The 19200-nt window shown below is 72.6% G+C and carries 18 protein-coding genes; 8 read left to right on the top strand and 10 right to left on the bottom strand.

Going from position 1 to position 19200, the window contains the following annotated elements; translation table 11 throughout:
• Positions 1-108: 108 nt before the first annotated feature.
• Positions 109-1995, top strand: coding sequence for a zinc ribbon domain-containing protein (locus FXF52_RS16395; protein ID WP_222870550.1), 1887 nt, complete (start codon positions 109-111; stop codon positions 1993-1995).
• Here FXF52_RS16395 and FXF52_RS16390 read toward each other — a convergent pair.
• Together FXF52_RS16390 and FXF52_RS16385 are read right to left on the bottom strand one after the other, a co-directional pair.
• Positions 1884-2639 carry an alpha/beta fold hydrolase gene (locus FXF52_RS16390; RefSeq protein ID WP_255472020.1) on the bottom strand — a complete coding sequence of 252 codons (756 nt, stop codon included), beginning with the start codon at positions 2637-2639 and terminating at the stop codon, positions 1884-1886. The genes FXF52_RS16395 and FXF52_RS16390 overlap by 112 nt on opposite strands.
• A 185-nt stretch (positions 2640-2824) precedes the next feature.
• Complete coding sequence (locus tag FXF52_RS16385) at positions 2825-3490, bottom strand: DUF4097 family beta strand repeat-containing protein (RefSeq protein ID WP_148797774.1); 666 nt, start codon at positions 3488-3490, stop codon at positions 2825-2827.
• A gap of 238 nt (positions 3491-3728) precedes the next feature.
• Here FXF52_RS16385 and FXF52_RS44065 point away from each other — a divergent pair, with 238 nt between their 5' ends.
• The gene (locus tag FXF52_RS44065; RefSeq protein ID WP_148797773.1) at positions 3729-4472 is read left to right on the top strand and encodes a helix-turn-helix domain-containing protein; all 744 of its coding nucleotides are present in this window, start codon (positions 3729-3731) and stop codon (positions 4470-4472) included.
• 92 nt (positions 4473-4564) lie between these two features.
• Positions 4565-5410, top strand: a complete 846-nt coding sequence (locus tag FXF52_RS16375) for a patatin-like phospholipase family protein (RefSeq protein ID WP_148797772.1) — start codon at positions 4565-4567, stop codon at positions 5408-5410.
• A gap of 57 nt (positions 5411-5467) precedes the next feature.
• On the opposite strand, the gene FXF52_RS16370 is transcribed toward FXF52_RS16375, so the two are convergent.
• From FXF52_RS16370 to FXF52_RS16355, 4 genes are all read right to left on the bottom strand, one after another.
• On the bottom strand, positions 5468-5734 hold the full coding sequence (locus FXF52_RS16370) for a hypothetical protein (RefSeq protein WP_148797771.1): 267 nt from the start codon (positions 5732-5734) through the stop codon (positions 5468-5470).
• A 319-nt stretch (positions 5735-6053) separates the two neighbouring features.
• Complete coding sequence (locus FXF52_RS16365; protein WP_187413533.1) at positions 6054-7004, bottom strand: lysyl oxidase family protein; 951 nt, start codon at positions 7002-7004, stop codon at positions 6054-6056.
• Positions 7005-7058: 54 nt separating this feature from the next.
• A complete protein-coding gene (locus tag FXF52_RS16360; RefSeq protein WP_148797769.1) occupies positions 7059-7370 on the bottom strand; it encodes a hypothetical protein in 312 nt (103 codons plus the stop codon).
• Between the two features lie 572 nt (positions 7371-7942).
• Entirely contained in the window at positions 7943-9622 is a 1680-nt protein-coding gene (locus FXF52_RS16355; protein ID WP_148797768.1) for a DNA repair helicase XPB, read from the bottom strand.
• A gap of 172 nt (positions 9623-9794) precedes the next feature.
• Between FXF52_RS16355 and FXF52_RS16350 the strand changes: the two genes are divergently transcribed.
• Together FXF52_RS16350 and FXF52_RS16345 are read left to right on the top strand one after the other, a co-directional pair.
• Entirely contained in the window at positions 9795-10655 is an 861-nt protein-coding gene (locus FXF52_RS16350; RefSeq protein ID WP_148797767.1) for a L,D-transpeptidase family protein, read from the top strand.
• Positions 10656-10774: 119 nt separating this feature from the next.
• Complete coding sequence (locus FXF52_RS16345; RefSeq protein WP_148797766.1) at positions 10775-11011, top strand: hypothetical protein; 237 nt, start codon at positions 10775-10777, stop codon at positions 11009-11011.
• Between the two features lie 42 nt (positions 11012-11053).
• Here the strand turns inward: FXF52_RS16345 and FXF52_RS16340 are convergent, their stop codons facing one another.
• Entirely contained in the window at positions 11054-13525 is a 2472-nt protein-coding gene (locus FXF52_RS16340; protein WP_148797765.1) for a helicase-associated domain-containing protein, read from the bottom strand.
• Between the two features lie 87 nt (positions 13526-13612).
• On the opposite strand from FXF52_RS16340, the gene FXF52_RS16335 reads away from it, so the two are divergent.
• Both FXF52_RS16335 and FXF52_RS16330 read left to right on the top strand, forming a co-directional pair.
• Complete coding sequence (locus FXF52_RS16335) at positions 13613-14236, top strand: HAD family hydrolase (RefSeq protein ID WP_148797764.1); 624 nt, start codon at positions 13613-13615, stop codon at positions 14234-14236.
• Positions 14237-14264: 28 nt separating this feature from the next.
• Positions 14265-14651, top strand: a complete 387-nt coding sequence (locus FXF52_RS16330; protein ID WP_088997128.1) for a cold-shock protein — start codon at positions 14265-14267, stop codon at positions 14649-14651.
• Here FXF52_RS16330 and FXF52_RS16325 read toward each other — a convergent pair.
• Positions 14612-15442 carry a 1,4-dihydroxy-6-naphthoate synthase gene (locus tag FXF52_RS16325; RefSeq protein WP_148797763.1) on the bottom strand — a complete coding sequence of 277 codons (831 nt, stop codon included), beginning with the start codon at positions 15440-15442 and terminating at the stop codon, positions 14612-14614. The two genes, FXF52_RS16330 and FXF52_RS16325, sit on opposite strands and share 40 nt — an antisense overlap.
• Before the next feature lie 1171 nt (positions 15443-16613).
• Here FXF52_RS16325 and FXF52_RS16320 point away from each other — a divergent pair.
• Positions 16614-16943, top strand: a complete 330-nt coding sequence (locus FXF52_RS16320; protein ID WP_187413532.1) for a GNAT family N-acetyltransferase — start codon at positions 16614-16616, stop codon at positions 16941-16943.
• Here the strand turns inward: FXF52_RS16320 and FXF52_RS16315 are convergent.
• Together FXF52_RS16315 and FXF52_RS16310 are read right to left on the bottom strand one after the other, a co-directional pair.
• A complete protein-coding gene (locus FXF52_RS16315) occupies positions 16915-17565 on the bottom strand; it encodes a futalosine hydrolase (RefSeq protein ID WP_148797761.1) in 651 nt (216 codons plus the stop codon). The two genes, FXF52_RS16320 and FXF52_RS16315, sit on opposite strands and share 29 nt — an antisense overlap.
• A gap of 11 nt (positions 17566-17576) precedes the next feature.
• Positions 17577-19184 (bottom strand): MFS transporter, encoded by a 1608-nt coding sequence (locus tag FXF52_RS16310; RefSeq protein WP_148797760.1) that lies wholly within the window; start codon positions 19182-19184, stop codon positions 17577-17579.
• Positions 19185-19200 lie beyond the last annotated feature (16 nt).

Raw genomic sequence — 19200 nt, 5'->3', positions numbered from 1 at the left:
GTTCTCTTGGGTCGATGGCGGGGCGATGAGCCGGTGAGCGGGAAGCTGCCGCTGGCTGAGGGTGAGGCTTCCCGTACCGCTTGCGCCCGTGCTTTGCTGCGATCGGGGGTGGACGAGGAGAGTGGTGAGGTTCTGTCGCAGGCGGTGCTGGCGCAGCGTGTTGGCTGGTGTGCCGATCTGGTGGCGGGGATGGTGTCCGGCCTGTTGGCGGAGCGGTGGAACTGCGCGGATGTGGAGGTGTTGGCGTCCGGACACGACGCGGGTGGCCGGAAGCTGCCGTCGAATGCGTGGATGGCGCTGCGGCGTTTGGGCTGGACGGTTACCGCGCCGGTGGGTGTGAGGGTCAATGACCGGATCGTGCGCATGGTGCAGGAGCAGGCCGGGCGGGTTCTGCGTTCGGCGTCGTGGCGTGCTGGTCTGACTGGCGGGGTGTTGGCGACGTGGCCGGCTGATCCGCGTAAACGCACCCCGCAGGAGTGGGAGCAGGTTCGGGCGTCGATCCCTGGCGGGGAACATCTGCCGTCGAGCGTCATCAAGTCCCGCACCCGGCAGGCCGCCAGGTTCCTTGCCGTCAATGGCCGGCTGCCGGTGGACGTGTTCGAACTGGAAGGCGTCCCACGGGTCGCGCGGATGCTGCTGCTGGCCGCGTGTGACCGGCAGCAGGCCACCATCGAACGCAGCGACACCGACCCTCGGAGGGTGTTGCTGCGGTTGCAGTTGCCCACGCGCCCGGATCCGCGAGCCTATGCGGATTGGGCGTGGGTGGCCTGTCCGATCATCCTGCCGCCCACGGTCCCCGCCTCGGCGGTGCTGCACCTGCCCACCCTGCGCGTGATCGGCCGGCAGGTGCACGCCGACATGGCATACAGCCATCCGGTGCCGAAAGCCCGGCGCACCGGCCACACGGTCGCGGTCGGGGTGGACTGGGGTCTCAACACTCTCCTCAGCGCGGGAGCCCTGCGCCTGCACGAGGGCGGGCGGATCACCGCGTTGGGGGCGGGTGGTCAGTTCCGGGCCGCCGGCATCCTCGCGAAACAGCACCGGCTACGGCGGCTGTCAGAGCGGTTGCACGCCAAAGCCGACCACTACCAACGCCTCGCCGGCCGTGACGAGCAGCATCACCTCGCCGGCAAACTGGCGGTACTACGCGCCGAGATCCGCCACGTCTCCGACCGCCGGACGAACCTGAACGCCGCGCTCGCGTGGGCCGCCGCCCGCTGGGCCGTGGACCAGGCCATCGCCTCCCGGGCGAGCGTGATCTATGTGGAAGACCTGCGGTCGTTGGAAGCCAAGGGCATGGGCGCCACCCTCAACACCCGGCTGTCGCAGCAGGTCCGCGGGCAGATCGTCGACCGGATGCGGCACCTCGCCGCCGAGACCGGTATCGCCGTGGTCACCGTCCCCGCCCGCAACACCTCGAAACACTGCCCGCAGTGCCTGACTCCGCTGCAGCATCGCAAAGCCCCCGACAAGCCGACCGTGGCGGGCTGGAAGTGGGCTGTCTGCCCCAACCAGTCCTGCCGCTGGCAGGGCGACCGCGACCACGGGGCATGGCGGCGGATCGCCGCCCGCGGCCTCACCCATCAGGCCAAGACCGTCACCGACAAGACCAACGGGCACATGGTGATCCGCGCCGTGGTCGACAAACTCGAAACGGCAGCGGTCATCACGAAAAGCCACCGGGGGGACCGGTCGAAGACCGGCCCTACCCGGCGCAAGCCATCACGCCCCGCGCCCAGGCGACGCGGGGCACCCTCCCCCACCCGGCCCCACAGCCGGGCGGGTAAGCGTCCGGAGGGACACGCACCAACGGACCGGAGGCTGCCCCGCGCAGCCCACCGACACCAGGGCGTGAACACGACCAGCACACCCACCACCGGCCATCAGCCACGCGGAGCCGCCCTGGGCGCAGGATTCCACTTCCACGCCCACGCGTCCCCAGCACGGTGGGAAACGATCCCGGAAACACAACCCGACTCAGGATCGCTAAGCTGATCAGGGACGCTGGTGCGTATCCGTTCTTGCTCATCACCGCGGCTGCCGAAGGACGTCCCCGAAGCAACCACGTACCGCGCCGGGACGGTGATGTTGTCCAGCACGGGGCCCAACTCGCGCTCGCGGGAGAGCTTGCCGAGTTCGATGTTGCTGTCGGCCTGCTGCGCGGCGGTCATCCGCGGGGCCAGGCCCGTCGGGCGTAGCAGCGGCAGGAACCAGCCCAACCGCCGAAACAGCTTCCGGATCCGCTGTTCCATAGCCTCGTCGAGCCAGTCGTAGGGGAACGCGCCGTCAACCAGGACCGCGCCCAAGGCACGGTCCGGATTCCGGCTGGCCCAGTGCGCCGCGACGACCGCTCCGTAGGAGCAGCCCACCAGCAGCGCCCGCTCCACACCCCTGGCCGCGAGAACGGCATCGACATCACGGACGGCGACCTGGAAGGAATAGTCCGCCGAACGCTTCGATCTGCCGCGAGCCCGCTCGTCGTAGGTGATGTGCCGCCACCCCGTCCCCAGTTCAGCGATGACCGTCGCCAGTACCCCTGAGTGGCGAACTGGCCATTGAGGTAGACCACAGGGATACCGCAACCGCCGGTGTCGGTGACGGCGAGGGCCGTATCGTCGACCGGCACCATGCCGGTCCACCTCGAATTGGTCGAGGTGCTGTTCTTCGTCATGTTCTCCACCTGGTCGGGTTAGGCGTCTCGTACGACTTCTTCAGGCCCTGCACGTGGACCGCAGGCCCTCGGGACGGACGGCCACGTCGCCCACCACGACCGACAGGATCTCGATCGTGGTGGGCCCGGCCGGATGGTCCTCGTTCTGCTTGTTCAGCGGCTGTGGGCGGTGATGTCGCCGTGGGAGGTGGTGGCGTGGATGTCGAGTTCGGTGGTGCCGTTGTTCTTGAGGGCGTTGTTGATGCGGCCGTGGCTGGTGCCGGCGTCCAGGGTGGCCGAGACGCCGGCGGCGGCGGTGATCGAGATGTCGCCGGACTGGGTGCGGAGCACGACCGTGCCGCGTACGGCCTCGGTGATGCGGATGTCGCCGCGTGCGGTGCTGATCTCTGCGGGGCCGTTGAGCCGGCCGACCTCGACGTCGCCGTCGATCGCGGTGAGGTGGACGCTCGCGGCCTCGTCGATCTTGATCTGGCGGTACGCGCCTTCGAAGGCGACGTCGCCAAGGCGGCCGACGCCGCGGAGTTCGGAGCTGGCGGCCTTGGCCTCGAGGTGGGAGCCGGTGGGCAGTTGGACGGTGATCTCCAGGGATCCGGAGGGGCCGAAGAGCTGGTTTGTGGGCGCGGGGGTGTGGATCCGCAGGACGCCGTCGGCGTAGGCGACGGTGGTCTGCTCGGCGACCTGGACGTCGCGGCTCTTGGCGGGGTTGGCGGGCCGGACCTCGACGGTGGTGTCGGCGCGGTCGGCGGCGATGAGCTGGACGCGTCCGGCGGGGATGTCCAGGACGGCGGAGATCGGGGCGGGGGTGTCGAACTTCTGCATCGTGCTCTCCCATGCTCGGTTGTTGTTTCTGATGTCGGAAACGCTACGTTGCTTTCCATAACCCGACAACACGTTCGTTGCACAGAATCCCAGTTTCGGCAGGTCAAGCCCATGAAATCGTTGCAACGGCCCTGAAATCAAAGCAACGGCGACAGCGCCGAGCGTTGCAATAGATGGGAAGTGAACGCTATGGTCGGGGACCACGGGACCACCACGACGGATCACCAGGGAGAACGCGATGCCGGGAGGCAGGCTCACCCAGCAGGAACGCCAGCAGATCGCGCTGGGGCTGGCCGACAGCCTCCCCTACGCCGAGATCGCCCGACGCCTCGACCGTCCGACCTCGACGATCACCCGTGAGGTGATGCGCAACGGCGGCCCCACCGCCTACCGCGCCGACCTGGCCCACCGCGCCACCGAACGCCGCGCACACCGGCGCCGGCCCGCCTCCACCCGCGGGTCGGAGTCGGTCCCCCAGCCACACGGACGCGACGCCGAGGCCGTGGCCGAGTACGAGGAGACGCTCACCACGGTCCTCATGGCGTCAGGCCTGCCCAAGATGACAGCCCGGGTGCTGACCTGCCTGTTCACCACCGACGCGGGCAGCCTCACCGCCTCCCAACTCGCCCAGCGCCTCCAGGTCAGCCCAGCGTCCATCTCCAAAGCGATCGCCTTCCTGGAAAGCCAGAGCCTCGTCCGGCGAGAACGCGACGAACGCCGCCGCGACCGCTACATCGTCGACGACGAACTCTTCTACCAGGCGACGATCGCCAGCGCCCGAGCCAACGACCAACTCGTCGAAACCGCACGCCAAGGCGTCACCATCCTCGGCCCCCACACCCCCGCCGCCACCCGCCTGGAGAACATCGCCCGCTTCCTCGACTTCATCAGCGAAAGCATCACCCGCGCCGCCGAACAGGCCCGCGAAGTCCTCCACACCAAACCCGAAACAACCCCCCAACCAGATCCAGGCCAGGGATAGACAGCAATCTCGGTCGTCACAGCCGGCCGGATCGGCGGGTGGGGTCGCCGTCACCCACGAACGCCTGTCGGAGCATGTGGAAGGCTCACGCCATGAGCAACGCACTCGTGCTGGCCGGCGGCGGGGTGGCCGGCATCGCCTGGGAACTCGGCGTCCTGCGCGGCATCGCCGACGTCGATCCAGCGCTCGCCGAGCAGGTCCTCGCCGCCGATCTGATCGTGGGTACCTCCGCCGGTTCCTCCGTCGCCGCCCAGATCACCAGCGGTATCCCGCTCGACGAGCTGTATGAAGCTCAGCTGCGCCCCGAGACCGCTGAGATCGAGGTCGACGTCAACACGGAGGAGCTCTTCGCCAAATACGGCGCGGCGCTGGCCGACGCGTCCGGCGTCGAGGACGCCCGCCGCCGGCTGGGTCAGCTCGCGCTGGCCGCGCAGACCGTGCACCCGTCCGTACGGCTCGCCGCGATCGACGCCCGCCTCCCGGTCAAGTCGTGGCCCGACCGGGACATGCGGCTGCCCGCGGTTGACGCCGAGACCGGCGAGGCAGCGGTCTTCACCCGCGAATCCGGCGTCACCCTGCTAGACGCCGTCGCCGCCAGCTGCGCGGTGCCCGGCGTCTGGCCGCCGGTCGGGATCGGCGACCGCCACTATGTGGACGGTGGGGTGCGGTCCATGACCAACGCCGACCTGGCCGCCGGCGCCGACCGGGTGCTGATCATCCAGCCCGTCCTCCGCGACGCACCGCAACCGTGGGGCGACCTCAACGCCGAGATCGCCGCGCTCGCCCCGGCCGCCGTCCACGTGATCAGCGCCGACCAGGCGTCCGTCGACGCGTTCGGCACCAACGCCCTGTCGCCCGCGACCCGGGCGGCACCCGCCCGCGCCGGCCGGGCCGTGGGCGCGGCACACGCGGCCGCCGTCGCGGAGCGGTGGGGATGACCCACCGCCGCTATCGGCGCTGACCTCGGCGGAGCCGGGCGACGGTTCCTGGCCGGGTCAGCGCGGGTTGAGCCACGGCGCGCGCCGCGCGCAGGGCGAGGTGTGATCCACCGGCAGCGCGCACCGCCCGCCGCCGGGCAGCGGCCGGTCGCAGAACACCCAATGGCGTACGCACTGCTGGTCCTCGGCCGACACGGTCACCCCGCCCGGCTCGACCCGGGCGCTGAGCTGGGCCAACACCCGGGCGGCGGTACGGGCGAAGATCCGGGCCCGGTGCAGGTCGGGCGCGGTCACCGGCAGATGGATCACCCAGCGGTCCGTCATCGGTATTGGCGGTTCGTGAGAGCACGAGGCGACATCGGCTGACACCAGTCGGCAACGGCGACCAGGCCCCCCCGGCGGGCGTCAGGTCCGGCTTATGGGCGTCCTCGCGAACCAGCGCCGCGGTCAGGCCGGGCCGGGCGGCGGGCCTGGAGGCCCGCGGTTTCAGGGGGCGGCTTCACCTGGCAGGGCCGGCGGTCGAACCATGGTTGTGGTCATCGCAGTCGGCCGAGAGTCGACGGCTGGTTGGGCATGGTGTGGGCTAGCAGCCCGAGGCGGTGCCACCGCAGGATGACACCGCCTCTCGTGAGCCCCGAGCGGTTTAGGGGCAGGCCGGGCCGACGCCCCGCAACTGCGCCTGCGGCTGGCTGGTCGCCAACCCCGCAAGCTCCACAATCACCGACGAGCAGTTGTTGCCCTCGTCGGACTCGCTGAGCTTGCCGTCCGGGTCCACCGTCGTGAACAGCACGTACGTCCCGTCCGCCAGCCCGTACGTGTCGATCATCTGGTCGGGGAGGTACCAGTTGTAGCGGTCCGCCCAGCCCGGCGACATGCCCATGTCGAAGTAGTCCCGGCCGCCGCTGGTCGACTTCGGGTCCAGGCAAGCCGGGGCCGGGTACGACAGAGCCGCGTCCCCCTTGGTGCCCCAGCCGATCAGGTCAGTGTCGGCGATGCAGAAGCTGACCTTGTCCGCCACGGCGGCCGGCGCGCTGCCGACGACCTTGCCCGTGGTGTCCGCCAGCCACAGCTCGGACTGCGCGAACCCCTTGAAGTGGTAGTGCCCGTGGATCGGGTGGAACTCGACCTGACCGGCCGACACGTCCTGCCACGTCGAGTCGGAGCGGTAGATCCGCTGCCACACGTCCTCGTCCTGGAAGACGCCGGACTCCCGGGAGTAGTGCAGCTCCACCGGGCCGGTTCCGGCGTTCTGCAGCACCTGGTCGAACCGGAGGCACTGGCGGGCGCCCTGCTCGCTGCGCTCGCTGTCGAAGCACGACTGCCCCGGTTCGGCGGTGTCCCCGAAGATGGTGCCCGGGTTGTCGTAGGTGACGTTCTCCTGCGGCAGTGACTTGAGGTCCGGCAGCAGGTCGCGTACCGGTTGCACCGCCGGCTTGTACTCGACCTCGGCCAGGCCCTGGTAGGCGATGACCGGGTCCGGGTCCACCGCGCCGAAGGTGACCCCGTACGAGACGTACACGTCGTAGGAGCCGTTGCGTGCGGACGGGATGATGACCGACTGGGCGGTGCCGACGCCGGCGGTGGACTTCGCCACCAGCTCCCCGCCCCGGTAGACGAAGAGGCCGAGGCCGCCTTCGGTGGCGCCGTCTCACCGGATCGCCACCTGCACCCCGCCGGGGCGGGTCCAGGTGCGAGCCGGGAGGTCGACCTTGAGCCGCAGCTTGTCGCAGTGGACCGTCCGGCACTCCGGAACGCCCCGGGTGCCGGGCCCGTCGCTGCGGACCGCGCCCGTCCAGTACGAGGCTGGCCCGTCCGACGCGACCGTCAGCTGGCCCGGCTCGGCGGCCTGCGCCGCCCGCGGCAGCGCGGTGCCGGCGACGGCCAGCAGACCGGCCGCGAGCACCGCCCCGGCCCGCCGGGTCCGCCCTGATGAAAAACGCCCTGATACCGAGGTACGCATACGCGCATCCCCCTCAATATAGGTGGCCGTGAAAGCCACACTATACGGAGCGGGATGCCTCGGTATCAGCCCGTGATGTCACCCGGTCATCAGCCCGGGTGGTGTGCTCATTGGAAGAGCCGGCCGGGCCTGCGGGAGCGGCCCCGCTTGCTGATCATGGAATCCCTGCGTCTGCGACGCACCATGATCGTGTTTGCCTTCCGCTTCAACCCCTTGAGGATTCGGTCTCTCATCGCATGGGCCTCTCTTCTCGGTACGTCAGATCGGCCACCGCGCCGCAGCATGGCAGCGGGCGCGGCTCCACCGGCCTGATCCTTCGCGTATCCGCAGCCCGCGTACCCGATGAGACAGCGGTCATTCACCAGCGCCCCAGGGCCGCCGGACGGCGCCCGAAGCGAGCGCTGACGGGTGAATCGTTTACGACATCAAGTTCGTAGCGAGCGCGAGGGACAGTCGCTCCCGCCGCGGTCGCCCGTCGCGAGCACCGCGATCGACCCCGTTTGCGGGACATCGGGGCGTCGGGGTCACCCGGACACCGCAACGTGCCGCAAACGGAGCTGACCAGGAACAGATCAGTCGAAGGAAGGCAGCGACGGGCCGAGGACGTCGTCGGCGTCCACGATCGTGTACGCGTACCCCTGCTCGGCGAGGAATCGCTGGCGGTGGGCGGCGTACTCGGTGTCGATGGTGTCCCGGGAGACCACCGTGTAGAAGTGCGCCTGCCGGCCGTCGGCCTTCGGCCGCAGCACCCGGCCGAGCCGCTGCGCCTCCTCCTGCCGGGAGCCGAACGTGCCGGACACCTGGATCGCGACCGCCGCCTCGGGCAGGTCGATGGAGAAGTTGCCGACCTTCGAGATGACCAGGGTGCGCACCTCGCCCGAGCGGAATGCGTCGAAGAGGCGCTCGCGCTCCTTGTTGGTGGTCGAGCCCTGCACGATCGGTGCGTCCAGGTATTCCCCGAGCTGGTGGAGCTGGTCGATGTAGCCGCCGATGACCAGGACCTGCTCGTTCGGGTGCCGGTCGACCAGCGCCTTCACCACCGGCAGCTTGGTCCGGGCCGTCGCCGCCATCCGGTAGCGCTCCTCGGCCTCCGCCGTCGCGTACGCCATCCGCTCGGCGTCGGTCAGGGTGACCCGTACCTCGGTGCACTCGGCCGGGGCGATCCAGCCCTGCGCCTCGATGTCCTTCCACGGCGCGTCGTACCGCTTGGGGCCGATCAGGCTGAACACGTCGCCCTCGCGGCCGTCCTCGCGGACCAGCGTCGCGGTCAGCCCCAGCCGGCGGCGGGCCTGGAGGTCCGCGGTGAACCGGAAGATCGGCGCGGGCAGCAGGTGCACCTCGTCGTAGACGACCAGGCCCCAGTCGCGGGCGCCGAACAGGTCCAGGTGGGTGAACGCGCCCTTCTTGCGCGAGGTGAGCACCTGGTACGTGGCGATGGTGACCGGGCGGATCTCCTTGCGCTCGCCGGAGTATTCGCCGATCTCTTCCTCGGTCAGGGAGGTGCGGGCGATCAGCTCCCGCTTCCACTGCCGGCCGGCGACCGTGTTCGTCACCAGGATCAGGGTGGTCGCCTTCGCCTCGGCCATCGCCGCCGCCCCGACCAGCGTCTTGCCGGCGCCGCAGGGGAGCACCACCACGCCGGACCCGCCGGCCCAGAACGCCTCCACGGCCTCCCGCTGGTACGACCGCAGCGTCCACGGCTTCACGCCGTCCTTGCCGGCCTCGGCCAGCTCGATCGGGTGCGCCTCGCCGTCCACGTATCCGGCCAGGTCCTCCGCCGGCCAGCCGAGCTTGAGCAGCGCCTGCTTGAGCCGGCCCCGCTCCGACGGGTGGACCGCGATCGTGTCGTCGTCGAGCTTCGCGCCGAGCATCCCGGCGAGCTTCTTGCTCTTGGCGACCTCGATCAGCACCACCCGGTCCAGCGCGCGTAGCACCAGGCCGTGCGCCGGGTCGTTGACGAGCTGGAGCCGGCCGTACCGGTCCATGGTCTCGGCCACGTCGACCAGCAGCGCGTGCGGCACCGGGTAGCGGGAGTATTTGATCAGGGAGTCCACCACGCCCTCGGCGTCGTGGCCGGCGGCCCGGGCGTTCCACAGGCCCAGCGGGGTGAGCCGGTAGGTGTGCACGTGCTCGGGAGAGCGCTCCAACTCGGCGAAGGGCGCGATGGCCATCCGGCACGCCTGCGCGTCGGGGTGGTCGATCTCCAGCAGCAGGGTCTTGTCCGACTGCACGATCAGTGGTCCACCGCTCACCCCAGCGTCCTTTCGTTTGCCGGATTCTCCTCGCCCGCACGGCGCTGACCTGCCGAAGGCGGACCATCCAGTGTTGCACGTCCGGAGGTGTCCGAAAAAAGTCACGCCGAGAAGGCAACGGGACATCCGTCTCGTACGTCTAGGAAGGGAACGTCTGTCCAGGGGAGGGCCCATGAAGCGTTTCCGGTTCGCTGCCCGGGTCGTCAGCCTGGCGGCGGTCGTGCTGGTCGGCGTCGGTGCGTGCGCGCTCGATCCGCAGGGCGACGACGGATCCGGGGCGGCCGCTCCGGCGCCCGTCGCCGTGACGGAAAGGGCATCGGGGGCGAGCGCGACGCCCACGCCCGACCAGCGGACGTCGTCCCCGTCGACGTCGCCCAGCTGGGCGGCCAGTCCGAAACCGACCCGGTCGACGAAGCCGAAGCCGAGCACCACGCCGAAGCCGGTCTGCCCGCAGGGCGAGCGGCAGCGCGAGGTGGAGACGTACCTGGCCAGGCTGGGCGGATTCGGGACGGTGACCGTGGACGGGCAGCAGTCCGCCGCCGACTGCGCCGCGATCAAGAAGTTCCAGCGCCGGTACGGGATCAGCCCCGCGGCCGGGCGCGCCGGCGGCACCACGTACGACGTGGCACGCCGCCTGGCCGCCACCGACGTGAGCCGCTGCCACGCCGGCTCCGGCCTCACCTTCTGCGTCGACCTGACCCGGCAGACCGTCTGGGCGATGAAGGGCGGCAAGGTGGTGATGGGCCCGACGGTCACCCGCACCGGCATGAGCGGGTACGCCACCCCGAGCGGCACCTACCGCGTCGCCAACCGGAACCTGAAGGAGTGGTCCAACCCGTACGAGGTGTGGCTGCCGTACTGGCAGCGGTTCAACCGCGGCATCGGCTTCCACGAGACCACCACGTACCTGCACAACGGGTCGATCGGCTCGCACGGCTGCGTGAACCTGCTGCACCAGGACGCGGTGCGGCTCTGGGAGTTGGGTTCGGTCGGTACCCGGGTGGTCGTCTTCGGCCGCCGCCCCGGCACCTGAGCGTCTTCCGCCCGTACCCCTGAGCGCCCCGGGTTGACTGGGGGGTTTATCCCCTGTTCGGCGGGCCTTTCCGGTGCCACCCTGGAAGGCGGGTCCGGACGGGGCGGGAGGGGCTGACGATGACGATCGATCACGAGGTGCTCCCCGAGGATGACCGCGCACCGGGGGACGAGGTCTCCCCGGTGGCCCTGGTCGGGTACGCGGCCGCCGCCGCCGGCATCGTCGGCTGGTTCTTCTTCGGTCTGCTGGTGCAGCGGCAGGGTTTCGTCGACTCGGTCGGCGAGTCGGCCGGTGCGGCGTTCGGCCTGCTGCTGGCGGTGTCGGTGATCGGCATGATCCGCCACAACGGGCGTTGAGCCGGCCGGGCCGGGGTCGCCCGGGCCCGGCCCCGGAGCCGTTCAGTCCTCCAGCACCGCCGCGGTGATCCGGTGCAGCGCGAAGGTGTGCAGCATCTCCGTGCGCTCGTCCTCGGCCCGCAGGTAGCCCGCGCCGATTGACACCGGCCGGACCAGCCGGGACGCGGTCGCCCCGTGCGCATCGACGTAGCCGACCCAGACCAGCGCCTTGTCGCGGACCGCCTGCTGCAGCACGGCCAGCGCGTCGCTGTGGGTGTGCGCGGGCGCCGGGCCGGTGCGCGCCGCGCCGCCCCGGACCACTGCCGGCGCACGCCGGGCCGCCCGCGCCGCCGCCTCACCCCGCCGGATCTGCTCCACCACCCCGAGCAGCCGGGGCATGGGCAGCCGGGGCGCCGCCAGCGGGTCCAGCCCCCGGGTGGCGACCGGCACCCGGGCCGGCGCCCGCCGGGTCTTCGGCCGGGCCAGCACCGTCGCGCCGCTGGCGTCCTCCGGCACCGGCGCGTACCCGGCGTCGCGCAGCGCGGTCAGCATCCGCTGCACCTGGTACGGGGTGGCGAGCACGGTCGGAGCCAGCCGGCGGAACGCCAGTGCCTCCAGCCGCTTGTCGGCCAGCACCTCGGTGAGCAGCGCCTCGTCGTCGCTGCGCACGTACCCGCCGGCCGAGCCGACCCGCAGCCCGCCGTGCTTGCGCGCCACGTCGTCGACCAGGTAGGTCAGGCCCTGCGGCACCGGGGTGCGCGACCGGCGGCGGAACAGCGCGTGCAGGTCGTCGGCGGAGTAGCCGGCGTCCAGGGCCCGCCGGACGCTGGCCGTGGTGACCCGGTGCACGCTGGCCCCACCGGCCGACTCGTGCTCGGCCACCACGTCCAGCTCGCCGGCGAGCGTCGGGTCGGGCGGGCCGGGCACCACTACGGTCAGGTCGGCCTGCACGAGGAAGTGGTCGACCGGGGCGGGGAGCAGCGCGTCCAGCGCGCGTACGGCGGTGGACGGCTCGCCCGACTCGGCGTCGGAGAGCAGCCCGAGCGGGTCGTCCGCCCGCTCGTCGGCCTCGGTCACGTCGGCCAGCAGCAGCCGCCCGTACGAGGTGAGCGCGTTGAGCCCGGTCACCCCGAGCTGGGCCGCCTCGGCCAGCACCTCCCGGTGCGCGGCCTCCCGGCCCCGGGCCCGCCGGGGCGCCCGCCAGTCGAGCAGCTCCAGCACTTCGTCGGGCGTCGGGGCGGTCGCCGGGGCCAGGTCGGCCAGGATGGCGAGCACCGCGAGCCGGGCGGCCGGCGCGCCGGCCCGCTCCGCCTCGGCGGAGAGCACCGAGATCGGGCGGTCCCGGTCGTCCCGCTGGCCGACCAGGCCCACCTGGCGCGTCATGGTCAGCCATGCCCGGGCCAGCTGCTCCCAGCGCTCGGCCAGGGAGCTGGCCCGCCACACCTCGTACCCGCCGGTCGGCAGGATCTGCTGGTCGCCGCCGTACCGGGTGGTGGCGGCCCCGGTCAGGTCCAGCTCACCGACCAGCCCGGCCGCGTACGCCACCTCGAAGAGCAGGGCGGTAGTCGAATCGTCCAGCCCGAGCCCGCGGGCGAGCCGGCGCAGGTCGCGGACACCGACGCCGCCGGAGCGCAGCACCGGGGCCGGCTCGGCGGCCAGACTCTCCAGCAGCGCCTCGGTCTGGCGTACCACCTCCATGGTCTGCCCGGCCCCGGCGGAGTCCACGGCCTTCGCCTCCCGGGGCGGGGTCGCCACCACGGGCGGGCTGGTCCGCAGCGGGCCGAGGGGGCCGCTGTCCCGGCGCAGCAGCAGCCCCACCTCGCGGGGCAGCTCGACGGTGCCACCGCCCTTGACGGCCGACATCCGCACGAGCAGCCGGTGCTCGACCAGCCAGCGGATCGGCGAGCCGGTCGGCGCGCCGCCGTTGACCAGGTCCGGCGGGAGCGCGTCCTCGGTGCCGGTGGCGGGGGCCTCCAGCGCGCCCGGGGGCACGGTGCCGACCGGCGGGCCGGCGGCGAGCCGGTCCAGGATCGCCCGGGCCGACGGCGGCGCGGCCAGCAGCGTCCGCCGCAGCTTCGCCGGATCGGTGCACACGGCCGCCGCCCGCGGGGCCAGCTCCGCCGCCGGTCGGCCCAGCCCCGCCGGGTACGGGGACACCTCGTCGACGCCGCCCACCAGGTGCAGGTCGTGCTCGGGGCCGTAGAGCAGGAAGAGCGCGCGCAGCCGGTCCAGTGCGCCCCGGACGGCGGTCGGGGCGGGCGGGTGCGGGCCGGTGGTGGCCAGCGCCAGGATGGCGTCGACGCTGGTGCCGCCCTCCTCCGGGTGGCGGGTGAGCCGGGCGGCGTCCAGGATCTGCAGGGTGAACTGGTCCAGCCCGTCGAGGGCCCGGGCCACGGAGACCCGCGACTGGGCGCGGATGGCGAGGGCGGAGACGTCGGCCGGCACCGGCACGACGAGGTCCGGCCGCAGCCGGAGGAGGGCGGCCAGGGACTCGTCGGAGAGCGTCCGCAGGTGGTCGGCGAGTGAGGTGGTCATCGTCGTTCCACGCTAGCCCGGCCGGGGGGCCTCCCGCCCCTCGGACGTCCGGCTGGAGTCGAGGTCGGGGACAGGTAGGTTCGCGGCATGGCTCCGCTGATGGTCGGCTTCGACCTCGACATGACCCTGGTCGACTCGCGCCCCGGCATCGCCGCCGCGTACCGGGCGTTGACCGCGCTGACCGGCGTGCCCGTGGACGCGGAGCTGGCGGTGTCCCGGCTCGGCCCGCCGCTGCGTACGGAGATCGCCCACTGGTTCCCGCCGGAGCGGGTGGAGGAGGCGGTGGTCGCGTACCGCGAGCTCTACCCGGCGTACGCGATCACGCCGACGCTGCCGATGCCGGGCGCGGAGGCCGCGATCGACACCGTGCACGCCCGTGGCGGTCGGGTGATGGTGGTGACCTCGAAGATCGGCCGGCTGGCGAAGCTGCACCTGGACCACCTCGGGCTGGCGGTCGACGAGCTGGCCGGGGACCTCTTCGCCGAGCAGAAGGCGACCGCGTTGCGGGAGCACGGCGCCACCCTCTACGTCGGGGATCACGTTGCGGACATGGCGGCCGCGAAAGCCGCGGGAATCCCGGGCGTGGGAGTGGCGACCGGTCCCTGCTCATCGGACGAACTGCGGGACGCGGGTGCCCATGTGGTGCTGGATGATCTCACCGGATTCCCGGCGGCGCTGGACCGGATCATCCGGCTAGCCTTGAAGGGGTAGTTGTCTCGAGCGAAGCAGGGGTTGTCAGGTGCCGACGGGTCGAGTGAAGTGGTATGACGCGGCCAAGGGATACGGGTTTGTCACCAGCGACGAGGGTGGCGACGTGTTCCTGCCCAAGGGCGCGCTACCGGCCGGTGTCACCGACCTGAAGGGCGGCCAGCGGGTCGATTTCAGCGTGGTCGACAGCCGCCGGGGCGCCCAGGCGATGGGAGTCAAGCTGCTGGAGGCGCCGCCGTCGGTGGCGGAGCTGCGCCGCCGGCCGGCCGAGGAGCTGCACGGCCTGGTCGAGGACATGATCAAGGTGCTGGAGGCGAAGGTCCAGCCGGACCTGCGCCGGGGCCGCTTCCCGGACCGGAAGACCGCGCAGAAGATCGCTCAGTTGGTCCACGCGGTGGCGCGCGAGCTGGAGGTCTGAGGGACGAGCCCGGCGTCGGCGGCCCGGCCCAGCAGCGCCTCGACGGCGGCGAAGCCGGCCTCTCCCAGGTCGGCGGTGAACTCGTTGACGTAGAGGGCGATGTGCCGGTCCACCACGTCGGGCTCCATCTCCTGGGCGTGGCAGAGGACGTACTCCCGGCTGGCCTCCGGGTCGGCCCACGCCTGGCGGACCGACTCGCGGATCCAGGCGGCGGCCTCCACCGGGTCGACCGTGCCCTTGCGGGCCAGGATCGCGCCGAGCGGGATCGGCAGGCCCGTGTCGCCCTCCCACCACTCGCCGAGGTCGACCAGGGCGGTCAGGCCGTGCCGGGGGTACGTGAAGCGGGCCTCGTGGATCACCAGACCGGCGTCGTACCGGCCGGCGGCGACGCCCGGCATGATCTCGTGGAACGGCACCACCTCGATCCGCGCCGGCGGCCGCTCCGCCGACCAGAGCCGGAACAGCAGGTACGCCGTGGTCCGCTCGCCGGGCACCGCGACCGTCGCGCCGGTGAGGTCGGGCCGGTCGCCGCGGGTGAGCACCAGCGGGCCGCAGCCCCGGCCGAGCGCGCCGCCGCAGGGCAGCAGGTGGTAGTCGTCGAGCAGCCAGGGCAGCGCCGCGTAGCTCACCTTCACCAGGTCGAACGCCCCGCGCTCGGCCGCCGTGTTGGTCACGTCCACGTCGGCGTAGGTCACCTCGACTGGCGGCGCGTCCGGCACCCGGCCGTGCACCAGGGCGTCGAAGACGAACGTGTCGTTGGGGCAGGGGGAGATCGCCAGCGAGAGCGCCACGCCCCCACCGTAACCCCGCGTCGCGCACCGCCCGCCACCCCGGTCCCGCCCCTGTGACGCCACCCGGTGAGCGACGAGGGCTGGGCGGTGGACCGGCAGGTCCTCGCCATGCCGCGCGGCACTCGTCCCGCGGCCGCCCTCCTGCGCGATGGCGGCCCCTGACCCGGGTTTCGTGCCAGCCGGGACAAGACTCGCTGCCTGCCCTGGATGTGGAGCCGTCCCCTTCGCTCGACCGTGGCTTCGATCCCGGGGCGGCGGCGATGGCGGCCCGGTTGCCGGCCTCCAGGGCCGCCATCGCCGCGGCAGGGCTGGTGGGCGAACCTCTCCTTCGCACGCTACGAACTTGATGACGTAAATGGATCGCGGCCGCTGCGGGTTTGTGGGGAGTGCGAGGTCGTAGGAACTAGCACCCCGGCGTGGGTACCAGCCGGCACCCTCCGCCGTACCGCAGCGCGGGTGCGTGCCAGCCCTGTCTGCATGCCGGAGCTTCTCAGCATGGCCAGCGCTCCCCTCGGCGAATGCTGAATCGTTCACGTCATCAAGTTCGTAGCGGCCAGAACAAGCACTCATCCCCAGCCGCACGCGTTTTCCACAGCGTTGTCCACAGGTGGATACCGGCGGGTTGCGGTGCTGTCGAGGCGCGGTCGAGCATGGGCCAGTGACCGCTGCGGAGTCCCCGACGGACCTGGGCGCGACCCTGCGGGCGTTGCGCCGGATGGCCGACCTCAGCCAGCGTGAGCTGGCGGGAAGGTCCGGGTGCCGCAGGCGACGATCGCGCGGATCGAGTCGGGCAGGTCGCCCGATCCGGGCTTCCGCACCATCGAGCGCCTCGTCTGGGCTGTGGCCGGCCAGGTCACGATCTCGGCCCCGGCGGCGGACGGGATTCCCCCGGTCCCGCAGGAGGAGCTGCACGACGCGGCCGGACGGCACCCTCCCGCCCACCTCGATGCCCGCGAGGTGCGCCAGCCGCGAGACTGGCCCGGCGCCTGGTGGGCGCCCTGGTACGACGTCCCGCCCGAACGCTGGCCAGCCCTGCCGGCCCTGACATACGCGTTGGACCGGAGCGAGCGGGATCGACAGCGGCATCGCGATCGGGTGCGGCGGGACTGCGCCATCCGCCGTTACGTCGATCCAACGGTCCCCGTCGACCGCCTGGCGTTTCATCGCCGAGTTGCCCGACGGGGAGCTGATCGGTGAGCTTCGGGCCCACGAGCGCAGCGTCGACCTGATGATCGGGCATTATCCGGCCGGCGAGCGGGAGCTGGTGCTCGACGCAGTGCTCGTCGCCCCGGCGTACCGTCTGCTGGGCATCGGGCGTCGGCTGGTCGACGCGCTCTCGGCCGAGCTGGACCGGGCCGGCGTCAGCTCCGTGAGCGCCCTCGCCGAGGGCGGTGGTAGCAGTAGTTTCCTGCTCCGGTGCGGGTTCGAGCTGGAGGCGAGCCGGCCCGCCGCGTTGCGGCTGGAGCGGCCGGTCAGCGTAGGGCGGCCGCCGCCGCGGTGAGGGCGGCGAACGCCTCCCGCATCCGCCAGGCGCCGCGGTCGCGTGGGCCGATCGGGTTGGAGACCGTGCGCAGCTCGGCGAAGGGCAGGCCGGCCTGGGCGGCGGCCACGGCGACGCCGTACCCCTCCATGGCCTCGGCCACTGCGTCAGGGTGCCGGGCGGTGAGAGCCGTCGTGCTGGCGGCCGAGCCGGTCACCGTGCTGACCGTGAGCACTGCGCCGAGGGTGGCTTCCGGTAGGGCCGCACGCAGGGCGTCCAGCAACGCCGGGTCGGCGGGTATGGTGCTGCCGACGCCGAGCAGCTCCGGCGCCATGCCCAGCTCCTCGATCGGGAGGAAGCCCTCCGGCGACTCGGCGCCCAGGTCCGCCGCCACGCTCCGGGTCGCTAGCACGGTGCCGCCGACTGCCACCCGGTCGACGAAGCCGCCGGCGATGCCCGCGCTGACCACCGCCCGGTACGGCCGCCCGGCCGCCTCGGCGAGCGCCAGCAGCCGGGCGGTGGCGGCCCCGGCGGCGGCCGGGCCCACCCCGACCGGGGTGACCGTGACCGTCGGGTCGGCCAGCCCCGCCCCGATCGCCTCCGCCTCGGCGGGTACCGCGGTGACCACCAGCAGCCCGCTCACGCTCCGCTCGGTCACGTGACGGGCCCCCGCGGCCCCTGCCGGTTCTCCTCCTCGGCCCCGCCCCCGCCGACGGGAGAGGAGGAGGGGCGGTAGATGTGGAAGCCGGGCGGCGCCAGGCCGTCGTCGTCGGCCGGGGCGGGCGCGGCGGCGTGGACGGGGGCCGGCGAGGTGGGCGCGGAGTCAGCCAACTGCTGCGTCGGCTCGGTCTGCTCGGCGGCCAGTTCCTCGTCCCCGAGCGGCCGGCCGACCAGGCGTTCGTTGCGCAGCCGGCTGGCCACCAGCAGGCCGCGCGCGGCCACCAGCGTCGCGACGCAGGCGACGACCGCGATCCCGATCCGGCCGGTGAAGGGGACCAGCCCGAGCCCGCCCCCGGCCACGAAGGCGAGCATGAGCGCGGTCTCCGAGTGGGCGAAGGAGCTGGCCCGCAGCCGCTCCGGGATCCGCTCCTGGATCGACGCGTCGACGGCGAGCTTGGCGATCCCGCTCATCAGCGAGGCGACCAGGCAGAGCAGCGCCACCAGCGGCAGCGAGAACTTCAACGCGGCCAGCACCGCCACCCCGGCCACGATGATCATGCCGCTGGACTGGATCGCGGCCGGCCGGTGGATCCGCAGCCGGGTGCCGATCGCGGTGGCCAGGAAGGTGCCCACCGCCAGCGCGCCGCCGACCAGGCCCAGCGCGCCCTGCGCGCCCAGGTCCCGGCCGAAGAAGTCGGTGGTCAGGTCGCCGGCCTTGACGGCGAACGCCAGGAAGAGCAGCAGGAAGCCGTACACCCCGCGCAGCGCCGCCGCCCCGAGCAGGGTGGCGATCACCAGGCGGCCGGCGGGGCGACCCCGGCCCAGCGGCCGTTCTCCGTCGCGGCGGCGCAGCGCCCGGAACGGCTGCGGCACCCGCTCCGGCGGCTCGGAGTCGGCCCGGGGCGGCAGGCGCAGCGCGATCACCATGCCGACCAGGAAGATCAGCGAGGCCACCCGGAGCGGCCACTGCGCCCCGAACCAGAACGTGGCCAACCCGAGCGGGGCGACCAGCCCGCCGGCCACTGTGCCGTAGACGCTCGCCCGGGCCCCCACCTGGGACAGCCCCAATCCTTCCGGCAGCAGCCGGGGCACGGCCGCCGAGCGGGCCACCCCGTACGCCCGGGAGAGGGCGAGGACGCCGAACGCCGCCGGATAGAGCCCGAAACTGCCGAGGTAGTCGGAGATCAGCCAGGCGAGGAAGGCCCGGCCGAGCATGGTGGTCGCCAGGGCGTACCGGCGGCCGTGCCGGAAGTGGTCCAGCAGCGGCCCGACCACCGGGGCGAGCATGGCGAACGGCACCATGGTCACCAGCAGGTAGAGCGCGACCTTGTTCCGCGCCTCACCGAGCGGCACGTCGAAGAAGATCGTCCCGGCCAGGCCGATGGCGATCAGGGTGTCCCCGGCACAGGAGAGGGCGTGCAGGTCGAAGAGGCGGACCATGCCCACCTCGTTGCCCGCGCTGCGGGCCCGGGCCGAGCCGGCCCGCCGGGTCATCCACCGCCCGCTGCGCACAGAGCCGCGCAGCAGCAGGCGGGTGGCGCGGATGCCGGTGCCGACGGTCCGCCCGAGGACGGACCGGCCGGAGCGGGAGGACAGCGGCATGTCCCCCATCCTGACC

Origin of the sequence: Micromonospora sp. MP36, assembly GCF_008119785.1 — a bacterium.
Taxonomy (GTDB): domain Bacteria; phylum Actinomycetota; class Actinomycetes; order Mycobacteriales; family Micromonosporaceae; genus Micromonospora.
The sequence above is the reverse complement of the archived record's forward strand: the minus strand, read 5'-3'. Positions and strand labels throughout refer to the sequence as shown.

Bases quoted from the DNA above. Each gene is read 5' to 3' on its own strand.
- FXF52_RS16335 (WP_148797764.1), top strand. From the start codon at position 13,613: ATGGCTCCGCTGATGGTCGGCTTCGACCTCGACATGACCCTGGTCGAC.
- FXF52_RS16360 (WP_148797769.1), bottom strand. From the start codon at position 7,370: ATGCGTACCTCGGTATCAGGGCGTTTTTCATCAGGGCGGACCCGGCGG.
- FXF52_RS16345 (WP_148797766.1), top strand. From the start codon at position 10,775: ATGACGATCGATCACGAGGTGCTCCCCGAGGATGACCGCGCACCGGGG.
- FXF52_RS16385 (WP_148797774.1), bottom strand. From the start codon at position 3,490: ATGCAGAAGTTCGACACCCCCGCCCCGATCTCCGCCGTCCTGGACATC.
- FXF52_RS16340 (WP_148797765.1), bottom strand. From the start codon at position 13,525: ATGACCACCTCACTCGCCGACCACCTGCGGACGCTCTCCGACGAGTCC.
- FXF52_RS16375 (WP_148797772.1), top strand. From the start codon at position 4,565: ATGAGCAACGCACTCGTGCTGGCCGGCGGCGGGGTGGCCGGCATCGCC.
- FXF52_RS16370 (WP_148797771.1), bottom strand. From the start codon at position 5,734: ATGACGGACCGCTGGGTGATCCATCTGCCGGTGACCGCGCCCGACCTG.
- FXF52_RS44065 (WP_148797773.1), top strand. From the start codon at position 3,729: ATGCCGGGAGGCAGGCTCACCCAGCAGGAACGCCAGCAGATCGCGCTG.
- FXF52_RS16350 (WP_148797767.1), top strand. From the start codon at position 9,795: ATGAAGCGTTTCCGGTTCGCTGCCCGGGTCGTCAGCCTGGCGGCGGTC.
- FXF52_RS16310 (WP_148797760.1), bottom strand. From the start codon at position 19,184: ATGCCGCTGTCCTCCCGCTCCGGCCGGTCCGTCCTCGGGCGGACCGTC.